Source organism: Corallococcus macrosporus DSM 14697 (assembly GCF_002305895.1).
Taxonomy (GTDB): domain Bacteria; phylum Myxococcota; class Myxococcia; order Myxococcales; family Myxococcaceae; genus Myxococcus; species Myxococcus macrosporus.
Map to the genome: position 1 here is coordinate 8804403 of NZ_CP022203.1, position 21643 is coordinate 8826045.

Consider the following 21643-nt stretch of genomic DNA (forward strand, 5'->3'; position numbering starts at 1 on the left):
AGGACGGTGGCCGGTGCTCGAAGCCCTCTGGGAGAGGCGTGCCCTGCTCGTGTCGGGCAAGGGAGGCGTGGGGAAGACGACGCTGGCGGCGGCGCTGGCCGTGGCGGCGGCGCGCTCGGGCCGCACCGTGCTGCTGGCGGAGCTGGCGCCGGAGGAGGAGGGGCCCTCGCCGCTGGCGAGGCGGGTGGGCGCGCGTGAGGCGGGGCCCCGGGTGACGCGGGTGCGCCCCGGGCTCCACTTCGTGCGGCTGTCCGCGGCGGAGGGACACCGGCGCTTCCTGGAGCGCGCCCTGCCCGCGAGGTGGCTGGCCGACGCGGCGCTGCGCACCCGCGCCCTGCGCCGCTTCCTGGAGGCCGGGCCGGCGCTGCGGGAGATGGGGCTGATGTACCAGATGCTGGCCCTGCTCCGGCTCACCCGGCCGGATGGGCGCTTCGTCCACCCGCTGGCCGTCGTGGACCTGCCCGCCACGGGCCACGCGCTGGCGTTGGCCGCCCTGCCCCAGCGGGTGCTGTCGCTGATGCCCGGCGGGCCCATTGGGCGGGATGTCCGCGAGGGGCTCGACTTCCTTCAGGACCCGGCGCGCACGGCGGTGGTGCTCACCAGCCTGCCCGAGCCGCTTCCCGTCAGCGAGGCGCTCACCGTGGCCGCCGAGCTGCGCCGGCTGGAGCTGCCCTTGTCGGTGGCCGTGCTCAACCGGATGCCGGAGGACCCCTTCACGCCGGAGTCACGCGCCGCGCTGCGCCGGCTGCTCGCCGCGCATGGGCCGCATCAAGGGAGCCACGCGCTGGCGCGAATCGAGCGGGCCCGGGCCGCCTCCGCGCGGCTGTCGCGGGCGCTGCGCGCGCCGCTGCTCACCCTGCCGGAGCTGCCTGTCACGGGCCCCGCGCTGGTGGATGCGCTCGCGGCGGGCTTCGCGCCGCGCGCCGAGGAGGCACTGCCGCGAGAGGCGCTGCCGTGAGCGCGGGCGACCTGCGGCGGCTGCTCGACGACAAGCGAATCATCGTCCTGTGTGGCGCGGGCGGCGTGGGCAAGACGACGACGGCGGCGGCCCTGGGCGTGGCCGCCGCGCGCGCGGGGCGCCGGGTGCTGGTGCTCACCATCGACCCGGCGCGCAGGCTCGCGGAGACCATGGGCCTCCAGGAGAGTGGCCCCGAGCCCACCGCCATTCCCCCCGAGCGCCTCTTCGCAGACGGCCCCCAGGGCCCCGGCCAGCTCGACGTGTGGATGCTGGACCCACGCGCCATCTTCGAGCGGATGGTGCACCGGCTCGCGCCCTCGCCCGACGCGGCGCGCGCCATCGTCGAGCACCGCCTCTACCGCTTCCTCTCCGAGCTGGTGGCGGGCGTGCAGGAGTACGCCGCCGCGGAGGCCCTGGACGACTTCCTCGCGGAGGGCCGCTACGAGCTCATCCTGCTGGACACGCCCCCCAGCCGGCACGCGCTGGACTTCCTGGACGCGCCCGGCCGGCTGGCGCGCTTCCTGGATGAGCGCATCGTGTCGCTGTTCACCCCGGAGCGGCGCACGCGCGGCGGGCGGCTGTGGCAGGGCGCGCAGGTGGTGGTGGACCGCGTCCTCGCGGGCATCTTCGGCGCCCGCTTCACCCAGGAGATGCGCGGCTTCATCGGCGCCTTCGGTGGCCTCTTCTCCGGCATGCGGCTGCACACGGAGCGGCTGCGTCACCGGCTGGCCTCACCCGACGCGGCCTTCCTGCTGGTGACCTCTCCCGAGCCCGCCTCCCTGCGCGAGGCCACCTGGTTTCGCGAGACGCTGGCCCGGCGCGGCCTGCCCTTCGCCGGCTACGTGCTGAACCGGAGCTGGGCCCATGACGACGTGCTCGCGGCCCCGGAGGCCCTGCTGGAGCACACGGGGGGAGACCGCCACGCGGAGCACGCCGTGGCGGCCCTGTCCCGCCTGGCCGCCCTGGAGCAGGAGCGCGCCAACGCCCACCGCGCCCTGCTCCACCGCCTCGCCCAGCACCTCCCCACCGGGACGCTCGCGGTGGCCGTGCCGGACGCGGGCGCGGAGCTGGAGGAGTTCAGCGGCCTGGTGCGCCTGGGAGACGCGCTGGCCGCGGGCTGACGGGCGCCGGGACGGGGCGGCCACCCGCTCGCCTGGACGCCCGCACCTTGGTGGCGCGCGGCCTCGACACCAGCGTTGCAGTTTGAACCCGACTTCGCCCGAGGACAGTCATGGCCCACAGAAGCACGGACAACGGCAGGGACGAAACCCACGGCGCGCGGCGCACGCTCCCCTCCGAGCCCACCGCCCACCGCGAGGCGGACGTGGCGCCACCCGGCTCGCGCGAGCGCGCCGAGTCCGACCTCACGGGCTGGAACCCCGCCCGCGACGAGGCAGCCTCCACCCGGCAGGGCCGCTACCACCGCGCGGCCACCATGCGCATGGCCCAGCCGCGCACCCAGGTGGACGACGGACCTCGGCAGGACGGGTACGGCGCGCCTCCGGAGGGCAGCGGCCCCTACGGCCTGGATGACCGGGACAGCCACTACGCCACCGGGTGGGGGCCCCGGCACGACACCGGTGAACAGGACGTCGAGCTGTCCCGCCAACGCGCCGACTACCGCCCCTGGGACCGCTCCGGCTACGGCGGCGACGAGCCGCCGCGCACCGTGGCGCCTCAAGCGGAGTCCCGCGACGCGCGCGCCCGCGCCTCGCACGGGGAGGAGCGCCATGGCGACGCGCGCCCGCGCTACCGGATGGAGCGGAGCCCGTCCGACGCCGCGTCCCTCCACGCCCACCGGAGCGCCGGCCCGGGCCGCGACGAGGCGAGCACGCCGTACCGCCGGGACACGCGCGCGGAGGACCGCGGCCGCCGCGGACGCTGGCAGCACGAGCCGCTCACCGCCCGCGAGGTGATGACGCGCAACGTGCGCACGGCGCGCCCGGAGAGCCCCCTGCGGGAGGTGGCGCAAATCATGAAGGACGAGTCCTGCGGCGCCGTCCCCATCGTCGACGAGCGGGGCCGGCTGGTGGGCATCGTCACCGACCGCGACCTGGTGGTCCGCGCCTTCACCGGGGGCCGCTCGCCCGACCAGCTCCGCGTGTCCGACGTGATGACGGACGACGTGGAGGCCGTCACGCAGGACGACACGCTCCATGACGTCATCGGGTTGATGGGGCGCCGCCAGCTCCGCCGCATCCCCGTGGTGGAGCGCGACGACTGCATCGTCGGCATCATCTCGCTGGGCGACATCGCGCTGCGCGCCGACCACGACGAGGCGCTGCAGCAGGCCCTGGAGCGCATCTCCTCGAAGCGCTCCTTCTGGAGCCGGCTCGGCTGAAGAGAGGCGCTGCCGCTGCCTTCCGGGACGGGCGGGCCCTGCGGCGGGCCCACCCGCTCCGGGCGTGCCGGGCTACGCCACCCCGGTGAGGACCACGGAGTCGCCCGTCTCGGACACGGTGAACTTCTTGAGGGGGATGGTGGCCGGGCCCTGCGTCACCGCGCCGTCCTTCGTGAAGATGGACGCGTGGCAGGCGCAGAACAGGTCCGCCTCCTGCTCGCGGTAGTTCACCTCACAGAAGGCGTGGGTGCACACCGAGTCCACCGCCGACAGCGAGCCGTCCTGCAAGCGGAACACGAAGATGCGCTTGCCGTAGCCGGACGGCACGCCCGTCACCGAGCCGCCCAGGCCGCGAAGCTGGGGGAAATCGCTGAACGGCAGTACCACCTGCCCGTCCACCGCGGGCGGGAAGTCGCTCTGGCCCGCGCGCAGGTTGATGCGCACCACACCGGTGTTCGGGTTGTACTCGGCCGCGAAGGTCTGCAGCGGCACGGTGGCCGGCCGCTGGAGCACCGAGCCATCCGTGGCGCTGAAGCGCGACAGGTGGCAGGGGCAGATGACGTCCTTGCCGTCGAAGCCCAGCGGGCAGCCGACGTGCGTGCAGAGGGACGACAGCACGGAGAAGTCGTCCGGCGCGCCGTCATCCTTGGAGTGCACCACCAGCAGCGGCACCTGCTCACCCGGGACGCGCACCGTCAGCGCGCCGCCCACGGGCTCCAAATCCGGATAGCGCGACACCAGGATGTCCACCGTTCCCGCGTCGCTGGCGGTGACGTCCGTCACCGGAGCGGGGTTGATGTCCGGCGCGCAGCCCGGCAGCGTCGTGGCCGCCGCGCTCGCCGCGCCTGTTCCCAGAATGCCCTTGAGGAATCCTCGTCGCGTCGAACTCACGTCCCCTCCACCTCGAACACCAGCTTGGGCTCCAGCACCAGGAGGTCATCCACCTTCACCATCATCAGCGAGGGGCGCTCGACGTTGTAGGCGTCCAGGCTGATGTCGAAGGTGCCCTCGGCCACCGCCTCCTTCTCCGACTTGAACTCCACCGTCATCGGAATCTCCACGGTCTTCTTCACACCGTGGAAGGTGAGCTGGCCCTTCACCTTCACCGGCACCTTCGCCGGGAAGCTCTTGGGCGTCTTCACGCCCGTGGCCACGCCCTTGAAGTCGATGATGGGGAACTTCGCCGCGTCCGTGGTCTCCATCATGTGCGCGTCGCGGTTGGCGTTGCCGGAGTCGAAGTCCTTCACGTTGGCGCGCACCGCCACCTGGAGGGTGCCATCCGGCAGCAGGCGGGCCTTGCCGTCGCTGGGCGGCGCCTTGCCCACGACCTCGTGCAGCTTGTGCTTCAGCTTGTAGGTGAGCGAGCTGGCGTCCTTCTTGACGTTATACGTGCGGGCCTGCGACTGCGCGACTGCGGGCAGCGCGAGCACCAGGGTGGCGATCAGGGCGATTCGTCGAGCAATCACGTCAACCTCCAGGGAAACCACTGCGAAAGGCGTTGCGCTTCAGAAGAACAGGGTGAACACGCCGGCGGACACGGCGCCCAGCGTCACGTAGCCGGAGATCTGGTGCGCGGTGGCCAGGTCCGTTTCGGACAGGCGGCCGAAGCGGTCCGTGGCCATGATGCCCAGGACGATTTGCGCCACCATGCCGACGGTGGCGAGCGCCATGAACATCTTGTGGACGGTGATGGTGTCCCACTGGAACTCCTTCTCGAAGGGTTCCGGCGCCAGCAACCCCAGCAGGCCCACGGAGGCGAACAGCGCCGAGGTGCCGATGGCGAGCCCCCGGTGGAGGCCCAGCAGGTTGCGGTCATCACCGCCGCCGCGGAACGAGTCGTTGAACTGGAGCTGGCCCACCACCGTGGTGCCCACCAGGCCCGCGGCCATGGCGAAGCCCAGGCCCTGGTGCAGCTTGAGCATGGTTCGGCGCCGGCCGATGCGCTTCTCCAGGTCCGGGTCCACCTGCGCGGCGGTCGCGGCCTCGGCGGGCTCCAGCAGGTCGAAGTCCAGCGAGTCGCCTCCTTCCGCCGGCGCCTCATCGGACTTCTGGACCGTGGGCGCGTCCTCCGTGGGAGCCAGGGGCCTGGCGGGCTCCACCTGCATCGTGGGCCGCGCGGGCTGGACCGCCGGAGCGCCGACCTGCTTCGAGTCCACCGCGGGCGCGGCCTTCTTCCGGCGGGTGGCCTTCTTTCCGGCCTTGGCCTTCGACGAGGCCCGGGTCGTCTTGCCCTTGGTGGCCTTCGTCTTCGCGGCCTTGGAGGAGGACTTCACCGCCCGGGTCTTCTTCGCGGACTCAGTCTGGCTCCGCTGGGCCCAGGCAGTGTGTGGTGCGGCAATCAACGACAGGACGACGAAGAGCGCTGCAAAGCGGGTCATCAGGCTTTTCCGTGTAGACGCAAGACAAACTGCCGCCGGGTCGGGGCCGGTCATCCGAGCTCGTGTCCTCCGCCACACCATTGCCAACCCACCTTCCCCGAGGACGTCGAGGACGCTATCGCGTCCCGGCTTTCCGGGAAACGCAGCGCGTCGAACGGTACCGCCTGAATCACGGCGGGCCCGGCATAATTTTCCGCGAACCCATGCCTGGAGAGCGCTCGCTCACCGGGGACGCGGCGGCTGACGGTAGCGTCCGGGACGTGGAAGTGGGAGGTGCCTGAAGGTCACGACTCTCTGTCGGGCAACGGCCAGGGGTGGAGCGCGCGTCCGGGCGGCGTGGCCCGGCGGCTCAATCCACGAGGTGGAGTACGGCGCCCCGAGGCGGGGCGGCCTCACGCCTCACGCGGGGGTGGTGGCGGGGACTTCGGTGCGCGGCGCGTTGCCCTGGGTCAGTTCCAGGCCGAGCGCGTGCGGATCAAAGTACGCGTAGAACCGGCGGATGCGGTCGCCGTCCCACTCGATGATGGACACGCCCTCGTAGGCCACCGCCGCGCCGTTGTGGGCGGTGCCCTGCGTCTCCCATTCGAGCGCGACGCGGGAGCCGGCCTCAATCATGTTGCGGAAGGTGGACTCCACGCGCTGGAGGGTGCCCTTGTACTCACGCCAGAACCGCCGGGCGCCCTCCTGGCCGGAGAAGACCTGCGGCGAGGCCACGTTGCTCACCTGGGCGTCGTCGCTGAAGAGGGAGACGATGGCCTCCAGGTCCCCTTCCTTCTCCAGCTTCGTCAGTGCCTCCACGAACCGCTGCGCTCGCTCCATCGCCATGCGCTGCCTCGCTCCTCGGGAAAGAGTCACACAGGGAAAGGGTGCGCACGCCTCGGGGGCATGGCCCCCTGGGAGGCCCGGCCCCTCGCCCTCCGGACGGCCCGGCGGGGGACTCGCCACAGGGCCCGGTGGTAGCGTCACGGCTTTGCGGCCATGACCTCCACGCATACCCGCCCCACCCCGTCCATGAGTGATTCCCCGGTGGAATCCCTGGCGCCCCTGCCAGCTGCCGCGTCGCTGACGGCGCTGCGGGAGGCGCTGGGCTCGCCCGGCGTCATCCCCGCGGAGGTGGACGCGCTCCTCGCGGCGATGGCCCAGGCCCCCGAGGGCGACGAGGCCCGGCGGGCGCGGACGGACTTCCTGCTGTCCCTGATGACGCTGCCGGGAGACGCCAGCGTCCAGACGGGGAGCGCCGGCATCACGGTGCGCACCGCGGCGGTGGAGGCCCTGCTGGAGCTGGGCTACCCGTACGCGCTGGAGGTCCCCCCGGACGCGCTGGCGTGGGCCCGGCGGGAGCGGGGGACCTCGCGCCGGGGCGCCCCCGCGTCGCGCCTCAGCCCGCCCAAGCTGGCGGTTGCCGTCACGGCCCTCTGCGCGGTGCTGCAGCTCTTCTTCGTGTTCTCCACCTATCGCAGCGCCTTGGGGAACGGGATGCTCTGGGAGGAGTTGTTGCTCGTGCTCGCCGCCGTCACCCCAGCGCTGCTGGCGACCCTCGGCGTGTGGCTGAGGGCGCGCCCGCTTCAATCCCTGGGCAGCGTGGGGCTGGGACTCCAGGGGCTGTTCTGGCTTGGGGCGCTCCTGCTGTTCGCCTGGCTGACGGAGCACAGTGACTGGCTGTGGCTGGCCCTGCCCTGGTATCTCCCCCTGATTTCCGCCTACCTCATGTGGCCTCGGAGGGAGCCGGATGAACCCGGCGCCGTCCTGCCGGAGCCCGCCCCCCCCTGAAGCGGCTTCCCGAGGGTGAGGCCGGGGCGCTCAGCGTGGCAGGGCGCGGGTCCACGCCTCCCGGTTCCACCCCTCCTTCGCGTAGGTGGCTCGCGTGGCCTCGGGCAGTGCGTCCCATGCGGTGCGGGATGCCAGTTCGGCCGGCGGCTGGAAGACACCCCGGTGCTCCCGGTCCACGGCCTGCCCTGCCCGCTCCGCCGTCAGGCCCTTCATGGAAAAGCCCGCCTCGACGCTGGCCTGGCTCCCGTCGTCCGCCTTGAACTTCGCGGACACGCCGCCCCCGAGCTCGGCCTTCTTCGGGTTGAGCGCCGCGTGCACCTGGAACAGCGTGCCGACGCCCACCGCGACGCGCTGCTCGCCGTCCGAGTCCAGGCTGAGCTCCGCGAGGCCCAGCTTCAGCTTGAGCTTCACGTCCGTGTCGCCCGCGCTGTCGTGTGACACCTCGATGCCCACGGGGCCGTTGCGCGCGGCGACGCCCACCTCCCCCTTGAGGTCCCCATGTCCCCGGGTGTCGAGCGCCGCCTTCGCGCCCCATTGGACGTGCTCGTTGCTGACGCCCACCTTGCCGTGGAGCCGCACCGTGCCCCCGGCGCGCTCTCCAGAGAGTTCCCGCTGCCGCGCGCTGACGTGCTGCAGCGTCAGGTTGAGTGACTTCGGCTGGCCGATGCCCACCTTCCAGGCCGTCTCGTAGTCCCGCCGGGCCGGGTCCTTCCACTCGAGGCCCAGGATGGACTCGGGCAGGTGCGCGGCGCGCGGCGGTCCGAGCGCCCCGAGCTCCTGGAGGCTCTGGGCCCCATCCACCGCGCGGGCATAACGGCCAAGGTACTCGGTGTGGGCCCGGTAGAAGCCCGCCCCCACGTCGGTGGCGTGCGCGTTCACCGCGTCTCGCATCGCCTCCGGCAGCCGCCGGTCATTGACGAAGACGTCCGGGACCGCGGGGTAGCCCAGCGCGCCCACCGGGCCCGCCTCACCGTTGCGCCGTTGGAGGACGCCCTTGGACTCCGCCTGCTCCAGGAACGCGAGCCGGGCGCCCGCGTCCTGGGCCTTCACGTAGGCGCTCAGCAGGCCGTCGTGCTGCATGCGCTCCAACGTGGCCCGGTAGGTGCCCGACGGCAGGCCGCCCAGCGCGGTGTGCACCGCGCGCACGTCATCCGCGCCGACCGTCCAGTTCTCCAGGCTCCGCGTCAGCCGCGCGCGGAGGTCCTCGAGGACGTCCGTGGGCGGCTCCTTCGTGGCGCCCGGGCGCGACCAGCCTCCCAGCACGGCCAGCTCTCCCGCCGACCGCGCGGGGCCCGCGCTGGCGGGCGTGGAGCCACCACGAGGCGTGGGCTCCGGCGTCTTCGCGGCGGATCCGTCGAAGGCGCGCAGCTCATTGCGGTGGGGGGACACCTGCGCGCGGGGCTCCGCGGCTCGCGACGGGGAGGGAGGTCCCCCCGTCTCTGGCGTGGTGTCGATGGTGGGAAGCGAGGAACTGCCGGGTGGATCAATTCGAGACATGGGACGCGCTCCGGAAGGGAACGGCCTGCCCGATGCAGCCGGCACACCATGGCGTCTCCCCAGGGCCACGTGCGTCCGGTGGTCGCCCCGGGTGGACGCGGCGTCTCCCCGGTGGGATGGGCGCCCTCCGAGGCACAGCGGAGACGGGCGCCTCGCCAGCGCAGGCGCGAGTCACCTCGCCGCGTATTGGGAGACCGTCCGACACGCCCTGCCCAAGGGGACCTCGCTGGCCCAGGGGCCCCTCGCCGCGCCCGGGGTTGGACGCCCACGCCCCGCAACGCGACGGGGACCGGAGCCTTGCTGGCCCACGGTCCCCGCTTCACAGCACCGCGCGTTGGCGGCGCGGGCTCAGAAGACGTTCAGCGCCCGGCGGTAGTACATCTCGCGGTCCGCCATGCCGTTGTAGCCACCGTTGATGCGGCGGGTGACCTCGCGGAAGTTGCCCGCGTCCGCGTAGGTGTTGAGGTTGCGCGACGACCAGTACCAACCGGCGATGCGGAACGCGACGTCGGGGTCCTTCGCGCGCTGGGGGTTGCCCTCCAGGTCGATGCCCAGCGCCCGGCCCGCGGCGCGGTAGTTGGCGCGACCCGTGAGCTGGATGGGCCCGCGGCCCTTGTACCGGACGCCGTCACCCGGCTGGGTGTTGCCCAGGTCCCTGCGGCCCTCGTAGGCGGCGCCGGAGGCAATCTCCTCCATGTAGCGGAGCTGGCCACTCTCGTGGGCGAGCTGCGCCAGGAAGGCCGCCTTGCGCTTGGGCGTGGTGATGTTCGCCTCCGCCATGGCCCGGTTCAGGTGGGGCAGGTACTGCTCCGCCTTGGCCTGCGACAGGTTCGGCATCACCGCCCGGAGCTGCTGCACCGTCACGCCGGCGGAGCCACCGGTGGGCGGCTTCGGCCCGCCCACGCCGCCCACGGGCGGCTGGTTCGGCGTCGGCCGGGTGGGCGACGCACCGCCCCCGCCCGGAATCGTGAGCCGCTGGCCCACGTAGATGAGGTTCGGGTTGGAGATGTTGTTGGCCTTGGCCAGCGCGCCCACCGTCGTCCCGTGCCGGCCCGCGATGCCGCTGAGCGTGTCGCCCGACTTCACGGTGTAGGAGCCACCGCCGCCACCGCCCGTGGAGGGCCGGGTGGGCGCCGCGCCGCCGGAGCCCGGAATCGTGAGCTTCTGGCCCACGTAGATGCGGTCCGGGTTGGAGATGTTGTTGGCCTTGGCCAGCGCGCCCACCGACGTGCCGTGCCGGCCCGCGATGCCGCTGAGCGTGTCACCCGACTTCACCGTGTAGCTGGAGGCCGCGCGCCCGCCGCCCGAGGCCCGAGGCGCGTCGAAGCCGTCCGGGATGCGGAGCTGCTGGCCCGCGTAGATGAGGTTCGGGTTGGAGATGCCGTTGGTCTTCGCCAGCGACGAAACCGAGGTCTTGAAGCGCTGGGCCAACGCGCTGAGGGTGTCGCCACGTCGAACGGAGTAGGTCGTCATGGGGGGAAGACTCCTGAAAACGGAGAGGAGGCGTGCCCACATTTTCGTAACGACTGAGAGGATGTTTCCTCGTAAGAGCTGTTATTTATGCATAAACTTATTCCAAATCACTGAAATCACGGAACTGTGACACACGGGCCGGGTCGTCACAGACTCGTCACGGCCTCCCCTCGAGTCGCCAGGATGTCGCACCCCCGCGGCCGTGCTTGTGTGACTCCGGGGGTTCCGTTACCTCCGGGGGCATGTCCGCAGATTCCGTCCTTCCGGCCCCTCGGGCCCGTCTCACGCAGCGCCCGGGCTTCTGGGCAGGTGTCGCCGTGGCCGCGCTCGGCATCTCCGCCACGGCGGGGGCCATGTTGCTCCGCGGCCAGGGCAGCAGTGGCCCGCTGCCCCAGTTGGGCGCGCTGCCGGACTTCACCTTCACCCGGCATGACGGCCAGCCCTTCGGGAGCGCGCAGCTCCGGGGCAAGCCCTTCGTGGCCAACTTCATCTTCACGCGCTGCCCCACCATCTGCCCGGAGTTCACCCGGAAGATGGTGGGCGTGCAGAAGGCCACGGCGTCCTTCGGCGCGGGGCTCCAGTTGGTGTCGTTCTCCGTGGATCCGAAGTACGACACCCCGGAGCGGCTCGCCGAGTATGGCGAGCGCCACGGCGCGGACTTCTCCCGCTGGAGCTTCCTCACCGGCGACTACGAGCAGCTCAAGGAGACCATCGTCCAGGGCTTCAAGGTCAGCATGGGCCGCGAGCCCGGCGCGCCCGAGGACGACCTGCTGTCCATCTTCCACGGCACGCACTTCGTGCTCGTGGACGACGCCGGGCAGATTCGCGGCTACTACGACAGCGCGGACAGCGACTCCACCGACCGCCTCATCCGCGACACCCAGCGCCTGGCGAAGACGGGGCACTGAGCGCCGTTGCCGGAGCCGCCTCCCGAGCCGGGGCGGCGCACCGCGCGTGGCCCGCAAAGCCGAAGGGCCGGCCCCGCGGATTCGCGGGAGGCCGGCCCTCAGGCTCGCTACCAGGGTCGCGCCCGAGGGGCGCGGCGCATTACTCCACGAAGCGGGCGTGATTCTGCGCGATGATGTTCTGGAAGTTCTGCTGACCCAGCGGGTTGTCCACGAAGGCGCCGACCTTGTCCGCCGCGCCCTTGACCGTCTGCGCGATGTTGGTGATGTCCTGCACCTTGGGGGCGATCTTGGACATGAAGCCCAGGCTGCCCAGCGTGCCCTCACCCAGGAAGGAGGAGGCGCCCTGCTTCACCAGGTTCTCCGCGATGGGGCCCAGGAACTTGCCGACGAAGGGCAGCTTGCCGACCTTGTCACCGATGAAGCTCGCGATGGGGCTCACCAGCGAGCTCAGCGGCTTCTGGAGGAACTCCATGGCCTTGCCACCGATGTTCGCGATGCCGCCAGCGATCTTGCTGACCGTGCTCGCGACGTTGCTGATGGCCTTGGTGATGCCCTTGAGTGCGCTGCCCATGGTCGTACCCCTTGAAGTCTAGATGCCTGGTAGGCGGAGATTTGTGCCGGAAGGAAAACTCGAAAGGATTCTCGGGGAGTGTGGGCAATTGTTTCCTCCCACCATTTTCGTCGGATTTTCTTCTCCGGCAGTCCCCCCGGTAGCAGGGATTACGGGCGGTTACCGCCGCTGCCGCCCTTCTTGAGCTGATCCATCAGCTCCTGGCGGGCCGCCGGATCTTGCGGCCCGATGGGGGTGGCGCCCGCGGGCGGGGGCGCGGTGAGGGACGGCTTGCCGGCGGTGGAGGCCTTGTCCTGGGTGAACTTGGAGGCCTCGAAGTCAGGCGGGGAGCCGGGCAGTTCGCCCTTCATGCCCTTGATGAGGATGTTGGCGGCCTCCTCGGCGGAGAGGGGGTTGAAGCCGTTGCGGCGCAGCTCCTCGTCGGAGATGACGGCGACCTCGGCCTCCTTGTCCTTGTCCTGGGCGTACTTGAGGACCAGCTCTACGTAGTCCTCGAGCTTCATGCTCACGGCCTCGGCGATCTTCTTCGTCTCCGGGTCCTTGAGCAGCTCCGCGCGAACGACCTCGATGGGACGCTTCAGGCCGCGCTTCGGCTTTCCAGCGTTGTCCTGGGACATGTCTTGCTCCGAGAAGAAAATGGGACAGTGCGTGGGACTCTAGCCCAGTTTCCCCACTTCACACATTCCCGCCCCCCCTGAAATGGCCGAGGCCCGGGAGCGGATGAGGGAGGAGGACGGCTTCACGCCCGTGTGCCCGTGACTACCTTCGGCGGCAGCGAAGAACGGTCCAGGGAGACGAGGCGCGCCATGGCGATTTCCAAGCGGGGGCTGGTGGACAGGGTGAAGGAGGTGGCCGTCCAGGCCGGCACGCGCGGCGCACGGGTCCTGCTGGGCACGGCGGTGGTGACGGCCCGGGGGGTGGCCGACCTCCAGGCGAAGCTTCGAGGTACGCCGGTGCGCAGCCGCGCGAAGACGGCGGCCAACGGGGCGCGGCGCACGGCCAAGGCGGCTCGGGGCGTCATCGAGAGCGGAAAGCCCGCGAAGGCGCCCGCGCGGCGCAAGTCGCCGGCCGCCAAGGTGGCCTCCGCGGCCGGGGCGCAGCGGCAGGTGGGGCGCAAGGCCGTGCCGGGACAGACCGCCGCCGCCAAGCGCGGCACCGCGAAGCAGGCGCGCCCCGTCAAGGCGAAGCGCGGGCAGAAGCACCGCCACTGAGCCGCTGCTTCGCTTCAGGGAGGAGGCGCTGGAGGCCGGCCGCATGCGGGCGCAGCGCAAGCTCCGTGCGCCCTCGCCTGACGTCGCTTCGGCGCACGAAGAAGGCGCTGGAGCCCAGCCGCATGCGGGCGCGGCGCAAGCTCCGTGCGCCCCCGCCTGACGTCGCTTCGGCGCACGAAGAAGGCGCTGGAGGCCGTGCACGCGAGGACGCGGGCGTGCCCCCATGCGCCCTCGCCTCGCTTCAGCGGGCGGCGTTCCGCGGCACGCCCTTCGCGCGTGAAGCGTTGCCGCCCACCGGCTTCGCCTTCTGCCGGGGAGCGATGCGCGTCACCGTGCCCGGGAGCCTTGCGATGGCGGCCTGGCGAGCCGCTTCCTCGGCGGTCCTCGCCGCGGCGGCCTTCTGCGCGAGCTGCTCGGCCTGCTGGGCCCAGCGGTGCTTCAGCAGCTCCCGCAGCCCGTCCTTCTGGAGGTCCACCTGGGCCTGGTGCAGGCGGTAGTGCAGGTCGTCCCGCAGCGTGCCCCGCGCCAGCGCCGCGTCCGCCGAGCCGGAGACGCCCAGCACCAGCTTGGGCCGCTCCTCCTGCGTCTGCAGGCAGCGCAGCAGGGCGAACTGCGCGTCCCGCCCCAGCTTCGCCACGTCCGCGATGAACACCACGCCGTCGGGCTGCCGGAGCGCCTGCGGCAACTCCGCCGCCTGCCGCACCTCCACCAGCTCCACGTCGAAGTTGCGCGCGGCTTCCTGCGCCCAGGAGCGCCGCTCCTCCTCCGTGCCCCCATGCAGGAGCAGCGAGGAACGGTTACAGACGAGCTCCACTTCTCGATAACCCTTCGATGTCACCGGCGGCCCCCCTGCGTCTGGAAATGCGTGTTTCCGGATTCTAATGCAGACGTGCCCCGCCGGGCACGTCAGAGCCGCTGCCACCTGCCAATCCTTTCAGGTGATGACAGGTACCCCTGTCACCGAGGCCTCCGGCTCAAGCGGACGGCACCACCATGACGGGCCGGCGGCAGCGGGCCACCAGCTCGTGGGCCACCTCCCCCTCCAGCGCGTCCCGCAGCCGCGAGGGCTCCAGGGACGTCCCCACGCACACCAGGTCCACCCCCTCGCGCTCCGTGGCCTGGCAGATGGCCAGCGTCACGTCCTCGCCAGTGACGCCCTCCACGCTCCAGCGCACCGTCTGCGCGCCCTCGTCGCGCGGCACCAGCTCCCACAGCCGCTGGAGCACCCCATCCCGGTCCCTCGCGGGCTCGGGCAGCACGCCGTAGTGGTCCATGAAGCCGCGGTCCTCCAGCTTGCGGCGGTGGACGTGCAGCAGGTGCACCCGGCCGCCGGGCCCCACCAGCGTGCGCGCCTGGGAGATGGCCTTCGCGCTGGCCTCGGAGAAGTCCACGGGCACCAGCACGCTGCGCGGCGCGCGGTCCGCGCGCCGGCCCTGCACCATGGGCGGCACACACACCACCGACTGCGCCGCGTGCCGCAACACCCCCGCGGACACCGAGCCGTGCCACAGCCGCTTCACCCCGCTGCGCTGGTGCGTACCCACCACCATCAGGTCCGCCCCGCGCGTGTGCGCCACGTGCATCAGGTGGTCCGCCGGACGGCCGAAGCCGGGCTCCAGCACCACCTCCACGCGGCCCTCGCCCAGCAGCTCGCCCACCTGCTCGCGCACCTCGCGTTGCAGCACGCGCTCCACAAGGGGGTCCAGCGCCTCCATGCCCTGCAGGCCCGGCTCCAGCAGCTCCACGTGCACGGGGCTGTGGATGCCCAGCCGCTCCCGCTCGTCCATGGGCGAGCACACGTAGGTGGCCAGCACGTCACACGGCCCCACCCGGCGCAGCTCGCGCAGGAAGGACACCGCGGCGCCGGTGGTGGACGAGCCCGGGTCCACGCCCACCAGCACCAGCAGCCGGCGGCGGCCCCGCGCCCAGTCCGTCAGCGCGGTGTCGCTGCGCACGGCCAGCACCGGCGCGCAGCCGTAGCGGGACAGGCGCTCCGGCACCGTGGCCCGCCGCCACGCCGAGCCGCGCCAGCCGGACGCCGCCACCACAATCCAGCGCGCCCGTCGGCACTCCTCGTCGCTGAGCACCTCGTCCGCGGAGGTGCCCGCCTGCAGCCGGTAGCGCACCACCCGCGCCAGCGTCTCGAGCCGCGCGGCCTCGGCCTCCAGCCGCTGCTGGGTGAGCGTCAACGCGCCGGTGCCCTCGTCGAGGAAGGCGTCCCCCTCCGAGATGCCCAGGAGCAACAGCGGCTCTTGCAGCCGCCCCGCCACGGCCGCCGCCACATGGGCCGCCGCGAGGGACTCAGGGGACAGGTTGGTGACGCACACGATGGCCATGGCTGCCCTCCAGGTTCGGGAAGACCCTTCCCCGTGAAGGAAACAGTGGCCATGGCGACGCCAGGAAGCGGGCACCCGCGCCACGCTGGCTCGCTCCAGGGCCCGGCTCACGCCGCGTGCGTTGGCTCGCGGGCGTGCGCGCGCCCCGGCGCCTGCCCGCCCGCACGTCGCGTGTGCTAGCGCGCCACCTTGGGCGCGGCGTGCCCGTCGTGGTTGGTGTGGTCCTGCTCCTCGCCCGCCCCACCCCGGTCATCGCTCTTGCCGAAGGTGGCCAGGAAGACCTGCTCGCCGTTGCTGGTGTAGCGGTACGCCCGGCCCCACGGGTCCAGCGGCACGGAGGGCAGGTACGCGGGCACCAGCAGCGCCTCCAGGTCCGCCTCTTCCGGCAGGGCGCCCTTGTCCGCGCGGTAGCGGCCCAGGGCCTCCTCCAGCACGACGAAGTCCTGGTGGATGCGGTCGGCGTGGATGGCCTTGGAGCCACTCAGCGCGCCCACCAGGATGGCGACCACCAGCCCGAGTCCGAAGACGAGCCCCACGAACAGCACGGGGGAGCGGCGGGACGGAGGGGGCTCGTCAGAGGCGTTCATGACCCCTCCCTATAACCGCTTTCCGCCCGCGAGGCGCGCGCGGACTTCACCCAGCTAGAGCGCACGGAACAATGGAACGGGCTGCTGCTTGCCCTTCAGCCGCACGGGAGGCAGGTCTTCAAAGGCCGTCTCGTTGGCGTCCACCAGCTCGCGGGTGCGCTCCCCCACCAGGATTTCCCCCGGGCCCGCCAGCGCGCACAGGCGCGCGGCCACATTCACGGCGTCACCGATGCAGGTGTACTCGGCGCGCACCGTGCTGCCGATGTTGCCCGCCACCACCACGCCCGAGTTGATGCCGATGCCCAGCTCCAGCGCCAGCGGCTGGCCCTCGCGCCCGTTCGCCGCCCACTCCGCCTCCGCCTCGATGCGCAGGTCCGTCAGCGCGTCCATCATCATCTTCGCGCACTGGAGCGCGCGCAGCGCGTCATCCGGACGGGCCACCGGCGCGCCGAAGACGGCCATCAGCCCGTCGCCCAGGAACTTGTCCAGGGTGCCGCCGCAGGTGAGCACCGCGTCCGACATCCGCCCGAGCACCTGGTTGAGCACCCCCACCACCTGCTCCGGCGGCAGGCTCTCCGCCAGGCCGGTGAAGTTGCGGATGTCCGCGAACAGCAGCGTCACCTCGCGCTTCTCGCCGGTGAGCACCACCGCGTCCGCGCTCTTGAGGATTTCCTCCACCACCGCGTCGGACGTGTAGCGCGCGAACAGCTTGCGCATGCGCTCCGTCTCACCCGTGCGGCGCACCACGCTCTCGATGCGCGCGGCCAGCTCGTCCATGGACGCGGACTTGTTGACGTAGTCATCCGCGCCGGCGCGCAGGCCGCGCACGCGCTCCGCCTCCACGTCGTTGGCGGTGAGGATGATGACGGGCACCGCGTGGCGAGGCCCCTCCTTCAGGCGGCGGCACAGCTCCACGCCGTCCAGGCCGGGCATCTCCAGGTCGCTGAGGACGATGACGGGCTGCAAGCGGCCCATGCTCTCCAGCGCCTCGAAGGGGTCCTGGAAGCAGAGGACCTCGTAGCCCAGCGCCACCAGCCCCTCCTGCACGAAGGCGCAGGCCAGCGGGCTGTCATCCACCACCACCACGCGGCGGCGGCCGTCCGAGGTGGGGCGCGCCAGGTCCTGGCGGCCGGCGATGCGGTTCTGCAGGCCCAGCGCCTCGTAGATTTGCTTGTAGGTGCAGTGGCCCAGCTCCACCAGGATTTCGCCCAGCTTGCGGCCGTCCCGGCGCTGGCGGGCGAGCCCCTCGTCGAGCTGCGCCAGCGTCACGTACTTGAGGCCCACCAGCAGCTCCCCCAGCGCGGGCTGCAGGGGGCTCTTGTCCTGGTGCAGCCCGAGCGCCTCGCCCAGCGCGTCCTGAATCTGCTCCCGCGTGACGTAGCCCAGGGAGATGAGGGCCTCCCCCACGCGCTGACCGGTGAGGGCCTGGAGGGCGAGCGCCTCCTGCACCTGGCTGGGCGAGACAATCCCCAGCTTGAGCAGCAAGTCACCGAACAAGGGGCTGGAAGCACTCATGGTGGGACAGCGTACCCCACGCTCCCCACGAACTGGGAGTCCGGGGCCTACGGTCTGCCGCGAGGCGTCACGATGCGCAGGTCCAGGCGGCGGTTGGCCGCGCGTCCCTGAGACGTCTCATTCGACCCGACGGGCCTGTCCGGGCCGAAGCCCCACGCTTCCAGGCGGTCCGCGGGGACACCCCGCTCGACGAGGTAGTCCCGCACCACCTCCGCGCGCGCCCGCGTCATCTCCCGCTGCACCTCCGGATCGCCCCGGTTGTCCGTGTGGCCTTCAACGGCGATGACGCCCAGCCGGGGATGCGCCAGCAGCACCTCGGCCACGTTGTCGAGCACCGGCTGGACGCGAGGGTGAAGCGTCGCGGTGCCGGGCACGAAGGTGATGCGCTCCAGCAGCTCCAGCCGGTCCGGACGGATGCCGACGCGCTGCTTGCGCGCCGCCGGGCAGCCCTGGTTGTCCGCCGCGCCGCGCTCGCGCGGGCAGTTGTCCCGGTGGTCTGGCACGCTGTCGCCGTCCATGTCCCGCTCCGGGCAGCCGCGCAGCGCGGGCAGGCCCTCCTCGGTGGGACAGGCGTCCTCCTCGTCCGGGACGCCGTCTCCGTCCGCGTCGCGAATGGGGCAACCCTCACGCGAGGCCGGGCCGGGCTCGTCCGGGCACTTGTCCGCCGCGCCCTCCACCCCGTCGCGGTCCGGGTCTTCAACGGGACAGCCCTGGCGCTCCAGCGGGCCGAACACGCGCGGACACGCGTCCTTCGCGTCCTCCACGCCGTCCTCGTCCGAGTCGCGGATGGGGCAGCCGTCGCGAGACGCCGGCCCGGCGCGGCGCGGGCACGTGTCCAGCGCGTCCTCCACGCCGTCCCCGTCCGTGTCCTTCGCGGGGCAGCCCTGGAGCCGCGCGAGCCCCCTCGCGGTGGGGCAGGCGTCCTCCCCGTTGAGGACACCGTCGCCATCCGCGTCGAGCGCCGGGTTCAGGTCGGGCGCATGCCGGCAGCCCGGGGCGAAGGCGCCCAGCACGGCGGCGAGCAGGACCCAGCGGTGGAGTGCGCGCGTCGTCATCCGCGGCACCAGAGCGCAGCGGGTGCGCCCTGTCCAGACGCTCAGGCCGGCAGGGGCAGCTCCACGGTGAAGGTGGAGCCCTTCCCCGGCTCGCTCGTCAGGCGGATGCTGCCCCCGTGGGCCTCGATGATGCGCTTGGTGATCCACAACCCCAGGCCCAGGCCCTTGAAGTGCTGCACGGACGCGGAGCGCTCGAACTGCTCGAAGATGCGCTCCTGCTCGTCCGGCGACACGCCGATGCCCTCGTCGCGCACGGACAGCCGCGCCACCGGGCCCACCGCGCCCACCTCCACCGTCACCGGTCGGCCCGCGCCGTACTTCGCCGCGTTGGAGAGCAGATTCACCAACACCTGCTCCAGGCGCAGCCGGTCCCACTGCCCCGACACCGGCTCGTCGAGCACCAGCCGTACCTCGCTGCCCGCCAGCGCCAGCTCCTCGGACATGCGGCCCACCAGCTCGCGCGTCAGCGCCGCCAGGTCCACCTCCTCGCGCTTCAGCCCCAGCCGCCCCGAGCTGAGGCGCGAGACATCCAGCAGGTCATCGATGAGCAGCCCCAGCCGCTGGCCCGCCTTCGCCGCCCGCTCCGCGCGCTCCGCCAGCCCGTCCACGGCCATGGCCTCGCGAGCCATGCGCGCCAGCAGGTGAATCTGGAGCTGGAGCGCGTTCAACGGCGACTTCAGCTCGTGCCCCGCGACCGACAGCATCTCGTCGCGCGCCTTCACCGCCTGCGTGGCCGCGCCGTACCGCCGCGCGTCCTCGATGGCCAACGCCGCGCGCGCCGCCAGGCTCTCCAGCAGCGCGCGCTCCTCCACCGAGTACTCACGGCCCCGCGCCTCGCGCATCACCCCCAGCGTGCCCAGCACCCGGCCGCGCACGCCCAGCGGGACGACGATGACGCTGTGCGGCCCGTAGCGCTGGAGGAAGGGCATGCCCTGCGGCACGCGCTCGTCGCGCAGGTCCTCGGCCTGCAGGCGAGGCACGAAGAGCGGCTGGCCCGTCGCCGCCACCCGCCCCGACAGGCCCTCCCCCACCCGCGCCGGGCAGCGCCGCATGGACGCGTCCAGCACCGCGCGGGCCTCCGCGTCGGGGTGGTGCACGGACACCAGGTCCAGGTGCGCCTTGTCCTCGGAGAGGAGCTGGAGCACGCACGCGTCCCCCAGCGCCTCCGACACCTTGCGCACCAGCACCTCCAGCACCGTGGGCAGGTCCAGCCCCGCCTCCGCGATGAGGTGGCTGACCTGCACCAGGACGTGGAGCCGCGCCGCCCCGCGCCGGCTCTCCTCCTCGGCCGCGCGCGCCTTGCGGAACAGGTCCGCGTTGTCGATGGCCAGCGCCGCGCGCCCGGCGAGCTCCTCGGCCAGGGACAGGTCCGGGATGTCGAAGGGCACCGAGCCCGCGCCGCGCATGAAGGTGAGCACGCCCAGCGTGCGCTGCCGCGCCACCAGCGGCGTCAGGATGAGCGAGCCCACGCCCAGCTCTCGCGCGGCCGCGTACAGGCGCGCCGCCGCCGTGCGGGTGTCCCCCGGCTCCGAGGTGGGCCGCGCCATCATCCAAGGCCGCCCCGAGGCCAGCACCTCCGCCAGCAGCGTGGGGCTGCCCTCCTGCGGAGTGAAGCGCAGGAGCTCCAACCCGCGCGGCGCGGTGTGCGGGTTCTCATAGAGCACCGCGAGCCGCCGCACCACGCCGTCCTCGTACGAGTCCACCGCGCAGCCATCCGCGAAGTGCCCCAGCGCCAGCCGCGCCACGCCCGCCACCGTCTCCTCCCAGTCCAGCGAGGCCGACACCAGGGCGCTCGCGTCCGCCAGCAGCCGCAGCCGCTGGCCCGCGGCTTCCGCCTGGAGCCGCGCCGTGCGCTCCCGCGCGTACAGCCGCGCGCGCTCCAGCGCCTGGCCACACTCGTGTCCCAGGCCGGTGATGGAGGCCCGCTCCAAGGCGGAGAAGCGCCGCGCCTCCGAGAAGCCGAAGCACAGCGTCCCGAAGGTGCGCCCCTCCACGTGCAGGGGCAGCAACACCAGCGCGCGCGGCGGCTCCGGTGCCAGGAGCGACACCAGCCCGGGCAGCGCGTCCCGCACCGCGGCTGGCGTCTCCAGCCACAGGGGGGAGCTGAGGCCTCCCGCATCGGCGCCCGACGTGCCGCCGCCGCGCCACGGCGGCACATGCAGCGCCTGCTTCTGTGCGTCGGACAGGCCCACCGCCGCCTTCAGCGCCACCGTCCCATCCGGGACCACCAGGTGCACCATGCCCAGGCTCGCGCCCACCGCGGGCAAGCCCTGCTCCAGCACCACGCGCGCCACCTCATCCCAGGAGAGCGCGCGGCCAAAGGCCTCCGTCACCGCCTGGAAGCGGCGCAACCGCAGCACCTCCGTCTCCTCCACCTCCGCCCGCGCGGACAGCACGGACTGGCGCAGCGTCTCCGCCATGCGCTCGCGCTCCAGCGCCAGCGCCGCCAGCTTCACCGACAAGCCGAAGCGCTGCAGGTCCCCCTCCGCCGGACGCCACGCCTCGCGGAAGAGCACGCCCAGCACGCCCGCCGCGCCCAGGCCCCCCGCGAAGAAGAGCGGCTGGGACAAGAGCGCCCCCGCCCCAAGCTCGCGCCGCGCGTCCGGCTCGCTGGCCAGCAGCGCGTCTCGCGACACGTCCTCCACCACCCGGGGCAGCCGCGGCTCACCCGGCCCGGGCGCCTGGGCCAGCAGCCGCTGCGCGCAAACCGCCGCCGCCTCGGCGTCCACGCCCTGCGTGGTGAGCGTGCTCAAGTCGCCCGTGCCGCCCCACCAGCAGAGGAAGGCTCCGGACGCGCCCAGCGCGGAGGAGGCCTGGCAAAGCAACTCCTCCAGCACCGCCACCACCGGCGGTGCTGCCGACAGCCGCTCCAGGGCCCGCGACATGCGGTCCACCGCGGCTCCCATGGTCTTCCCGGGCACCTTCATGCCCCACTCCCCCCGGCACGGATGCAAGGCTCCCTGCCTCGAAGCCCCATTCTCCCATGCCGCGCGAGGCGTGGAAACCGCGTGACGCCGGTCCCCGGCGTACGGGGTTCCCCGTG

Annotated in this window: 20 protein-coding genes; 6 read left to right on the forward strand and 14 right to left on the reverse strand. The window is 72.7% G+C overall.

Annotation, left to right across the window (positions count from 1 at the left end):
* Positions 1-13: 13 nt before the first annotated feature.
* The 3 genes from MYMAC_RS35840 (at position 14) to MYMAC_RS35850 (ending at position 3299) form a co-directional block, all read left to right on the forward strand.
* A complete protein-coding gene (locus MYMAC_RS35840; protein ID WP_095961338.1) occupies positions 14-958 on the forward strand; it encodes an ArsA-related P-loop ATPase in 945 nt (314 codons plus the stop codon).
* Positions 955-2079 carry an ArsA family ATPase gene (locus MYMAC_RS35845; protein WP_095961339.1) on the forward strand — a complete coding sequence of 375 codons (1125 nt, stop codon included), beginning with the start codon at positions 955-957 and terminating at the stop codon, positions 2077-2079. Before MYMAC_RS35840 ends, MYMAC_RS35845 begins: the two co-directional genes overlap by 4 nt.
* 110 nt (positions 2080-2189) lie before the next feature.
* Complete coding sequence (locus MYMAC_RS35850; protein ID WP_095961340.1) at positions 2190-3299, forward strand: CBS domain-containing protein; 1110 nt, start codon at positions 2190-2192, stop codon at positions 3297-3299.
* Between the two features lie 72 nt (positions 3300-3371).
* Here MYMAC_RS35850 and MYMAC_RS35855 read toward each other — a convergent pair whose 3' ends face one another.
* The 4 genes from MYMAC_RS35855 to MYMAC_RS35870 all read right to left on the reverse strand — a co-directional run bounded on the left by MYMAC_RS35855 (position 3372) and on the right by MYMAC_RS35870 (position 6502).
* Positions 3372-4190, reverse strand: coding sequence for a QcrA and Rieske domain-containing protein (locus tag MYMAC_RS35855; protein ID WP_095961341.1), 819 nt, complete (start codon positions 4188-4190; stop codon positions 3372-3374).
* Positions 4187-4765, reverse strand: a complete 579-nt coding sequence (locus MYMAC_RS35860) for a YceI family protein (protein ID WP_013936972.1) — start codon at positions 4763-4765, stop codon at positions 4187-4189. Before MYMAC_RS35860 ends, MYMAC_RS35855 begins: the two co-directional genes overlap by 4 nt.
* A gap of 39 nt (positions 4766-4804) precedes the next feature.
* Positions 4805-5677 carry a hypothetical protein gene (locus tag MYMAC_RS35865; protein WP_043709838.1) on the reverse strand — a complete coding sequence of 291 codons (873 nt, stop codon included), beginning with the start codon at positions 5675-5677 and terminating at the stop codon, positions 4805-4807.
* 399 nt (positions 5678-6076) lie between these two features.
* Entirely contained in the window at positions 6077-6502 is a 426-nt protein-coding gene (locus MYMAC_RS35870) for a nuclear transport factor 2 family protein (RefSeq protein WP_204817263.1), read from the reverse strand.
* Between the two features lie 201 nt (positions 6503-6703).
* Here MYMAC_RS35870 and MYMAC_RS35875 point away from each other — a divergent pair, with 201 nt between their 5' ends.
* A complete protein-coding gene (locus MYMAC_RS35875) occupies positions 6704-7447 on the forward strand; it encodes a hypothetical protein (RefSeq protein WP_239989227.1) in 744 nt (247 codons plus the stop codon).
* A 30-nt stretch (positions 7448-7477) separates the two neighbouring features.
* Here MYMAC_RS35875 and MYMAC_RS35880 read toward each other — a convergent pair whose 3' ends face one another.
* Both MYMAC_RS35880 and MYMAC_RS35885 read right to left on the reverse strand, forming a co-directional pair.
* Complete coding sequence (locus tag MYMAC_RS35880; RefSeq protein ID WP_239989228.1) at positions 7478-8944, reverse strand: hypothetical protein; 1467 nt, start codon at positions 8942-8944, stop codon at positions 7478-7480.
* A 348-nt stretch (positions 8945-9292) separates the two neighbouring features.
* The gene (locus MYMAC_RS35885) at positions 9293-10417 is read right to left on the reverse strand and encodes a LysM peptidoglycan-binding domain-containing protein (RefSeq protein ID WP_095961344.1); all 1125 of its coding nucleotides are present in this window, start codon (positions 10415-10417) and stop codon (positions 9293-9295) included.
* Positions 10418-10734: 317 nt separating this feature from the next.
* On the opposite strand from MYMAC_RS35885, the gene MYMAC_RS35890 reads away from it, so the two are divergent.
* Positions 10735-11325, forward strand: coding sequence for an SCO family protein (locus tag MYMAC_RS35890; protein ID WP_338025985.1), 591 nt, complete (start codon positions 10735-10737; stop codon positions 11323-11325).
* A gap of 139 nt (positions 11326-11464) precedes the next feature.
* On the opposite strand, the gene MYMAC_RS35895 is transcribed toward MYMAC_RS35890, so the two are convergent.
* Both MYMAC_RS35895 and MYMAC_RS35900 read right to left on the reverse strand, forming a co-directional pair.
* Positions 11465-11896 (reverse strand): hypothetical protein, encoded by a 432-nt coding sequence (locus MYMAC_RS35895; RefSeq protein WP_013936962.1) that lies wholly within the window; start codon positions 11894-11896, stop codon positions 11465-11467.
* A 149-nt stretch (positions 11897-12045) separates the two neighbouring features.
* On the reverse strand, positions 12046-12513 hold the full coding sequence (locus tag MYMAC_RS35900; protein ID WP_095961345.1) for a hypothetical protein: 468 nt from the start codon (positions 12511-12513) through the stop codon (positions 12046-12048).
* A 189-nt stretch (positions 12514-12702) separates the two neighbouring features.
* Here MYMAC_RS35900 and MYMAC_RS35905 point away from each other — a divergent pair, with 189 nt between their 5' ends.
* Positions 12703-13107: a hypothetical protein gene (locus MYMAC_RS35905; protein ID WP_013936960.1), complete on the forward strand. Its 405-nt coding sequence runs from the start codon at positions 12703-12705 to the stop codon at positions 13105-13107.
* Between the two features lie 241 nt (positions 13108-13348).
* Here MYMAC_RS35905 and MYMAC_RS35910 read toward each other — a convergent pair whose 3' ends face one another.
* The 6 genes from MYMAC_RS35910 to MYMAC_RS35935 form a co-directional block, all read right to left on the reverse strand.
* On the reverse strand, positions 13349-13945 hold the full coding sequence (locus MYMAC_RS35910) for a Fis family transcriptional regulator (protein WP_095961346.1): 597 nt from the start codon (positions 13943-13945) through the stop codon (positions 13349-13351).
* Between the two features lie 136 nt (positions 13946-14081).
* On the reverse strand, positions 14082-15443 hold the full coding sequence (locus MYMAC_RS35915; RefSeq protein ID WP_095961347.1) for a universal stress protein: 1362 nt from the start codon (positions 15441-15443) through the stop codon (positions 14082-14084).
* 176 nt (positions 15444-15619) lie between these two features.
* Entirely contained in the window at positions 15620-16030 is a 411-nt protein-coding gene (locus MYMAC_RS35920) for a type II secretion system protein GspG (RefSeq protein WP_013936957.1), read from the reverse strand.
* Positions 16031-16084: 54 nt separating this feature from the next.
* Positions 16085-17545: an adenylate/guanylate cyclase domain-containing protein gene (locus MYMAC_RS35925; RefSeq protein WP_043709825.1), complete on the reverse strand. Its 1461-nt coding sequence runs from the start codon at positions 17543-17545 to the stop codon at positions 16085-16087.
* A 47-nt stretch (positions 17546-17592) separates the two neighbouring features.
* Positions 17593-18600 carry an OmpA family protein gene (locus MYMAC_RS35930; protein ID WP_204817274.1) on the reverse strand — a complete coding sequence of 336 codons (1008 nt, stop codon included), beginning with the start codon at positions 18598-18600 and terminating at the stop codon, positions 17593-17595.
* Positions 18601-18641: 41 nt separating this feature from the next.
* Positions 18642-21527 (reverse strand): GAF domain-containing protein, encoded by a 2886-nt coding sequence (locus tag MYMAC_RS35935; RefSeq protein ID WP_204817276.1) that lies wholly within the window; start codon positions 21525-21527, stop codon positions 18642-18644.
* Positions 21528-21643 lie beyond the last annotated feature (116 nt).

Coding starts and splice junctions, on each gene's coding strand:
- MYMAC_RS35885 (WP_095961344.1), bottom strand. CDS start 10,417: ATGACGACCTACTCCGTTCGACGTGGCGACACCCTCAGCGCGTTGGCC.
- MYMAC_RS35920 (WP_013936957.1), bottom strand. CDS start 16,030: ATGAACGCCTCTGACGAGCCCCCTCCGTCCCGCCGCTCCCCCGTGCTG.
- MYMAC_RS35880 (WP_239989228.1), bottom strand. CDS start 8,944: ATGTCTCGAATTGATCCACCCGGCAGTTCCTCGCTTCCCACCATCGAC.
- MYMAC_RS35895 (WP_013936962.1), bottom strand. CDS start 11,896: ATGGGCAGCGCACTCAAGGGCATCACCAAGGCCATCAGCAACGTCGCG.
- MYMAC_RS35905 (WP_013936960.1), top strand. CDS start 12,703: ATGGCGATTTCCAAGCGGGGGCTGGTGGACAGGGTGAAGGAGGTGGCC.
- MYMAC_RS35935 (WP_204817276.1), bottom strand. CDS start 21,527: ATGAAGGTGCCCGGGAAGACCATGGGAGCCGCGGTGGACCGCATGTCG.
- MYMAC_RS35870 (WP_204817263.1), bottom strand. CDS start 6,502: ATGGCGATGGAGCGAGCGCAGCGGTTCGTGGAGGCACTGACGAAGCTG.
- MYMAC_RS35900 (WP_095961345.1), bottom strand. CDS start 12,513: ATGTCCCAGGACAACGCTGGAAAGCCGAAGCGCGGCCTGAAGCGTCCC.
- MYMAC_RS35930 (WP_204817274.1), bottom strand. CDS start 18,600: ATGACGACGCGCGCACTCCACCGCTGGGTCCTGCTCGCCGCCGTGCTG.
- MYMAC_RS35865 (WP_043709838.1), bottom strand. CDS start 5,677: ATGACCCGCTTTGCAGCGCTCTTCGTCGTCCTGTCGTTGATTGCCGCA.
- MYMAC_RS35915 (WP_095961347.1), bottom strand. CDS start 15,443: ATGGCCATCGTGTGCGTCACCAACCTGTCCCCTGAGTCCCTCGCGGCG.
- MYMAC_RS35850 (WP_095961340.1), top strand. CDS start 2,190: ATGGCCCACAGAAGCACGGACAACGGCAGGGACGAAACCCACGGCGCG.
- MYMAC_RS35925 (WP_043709825.1), bottom strand. CDS start 17,545: ATGAGTGCTTCCAGCCCCTTGTTCGGTGACTTGCTGCTCAAGCTGGGG.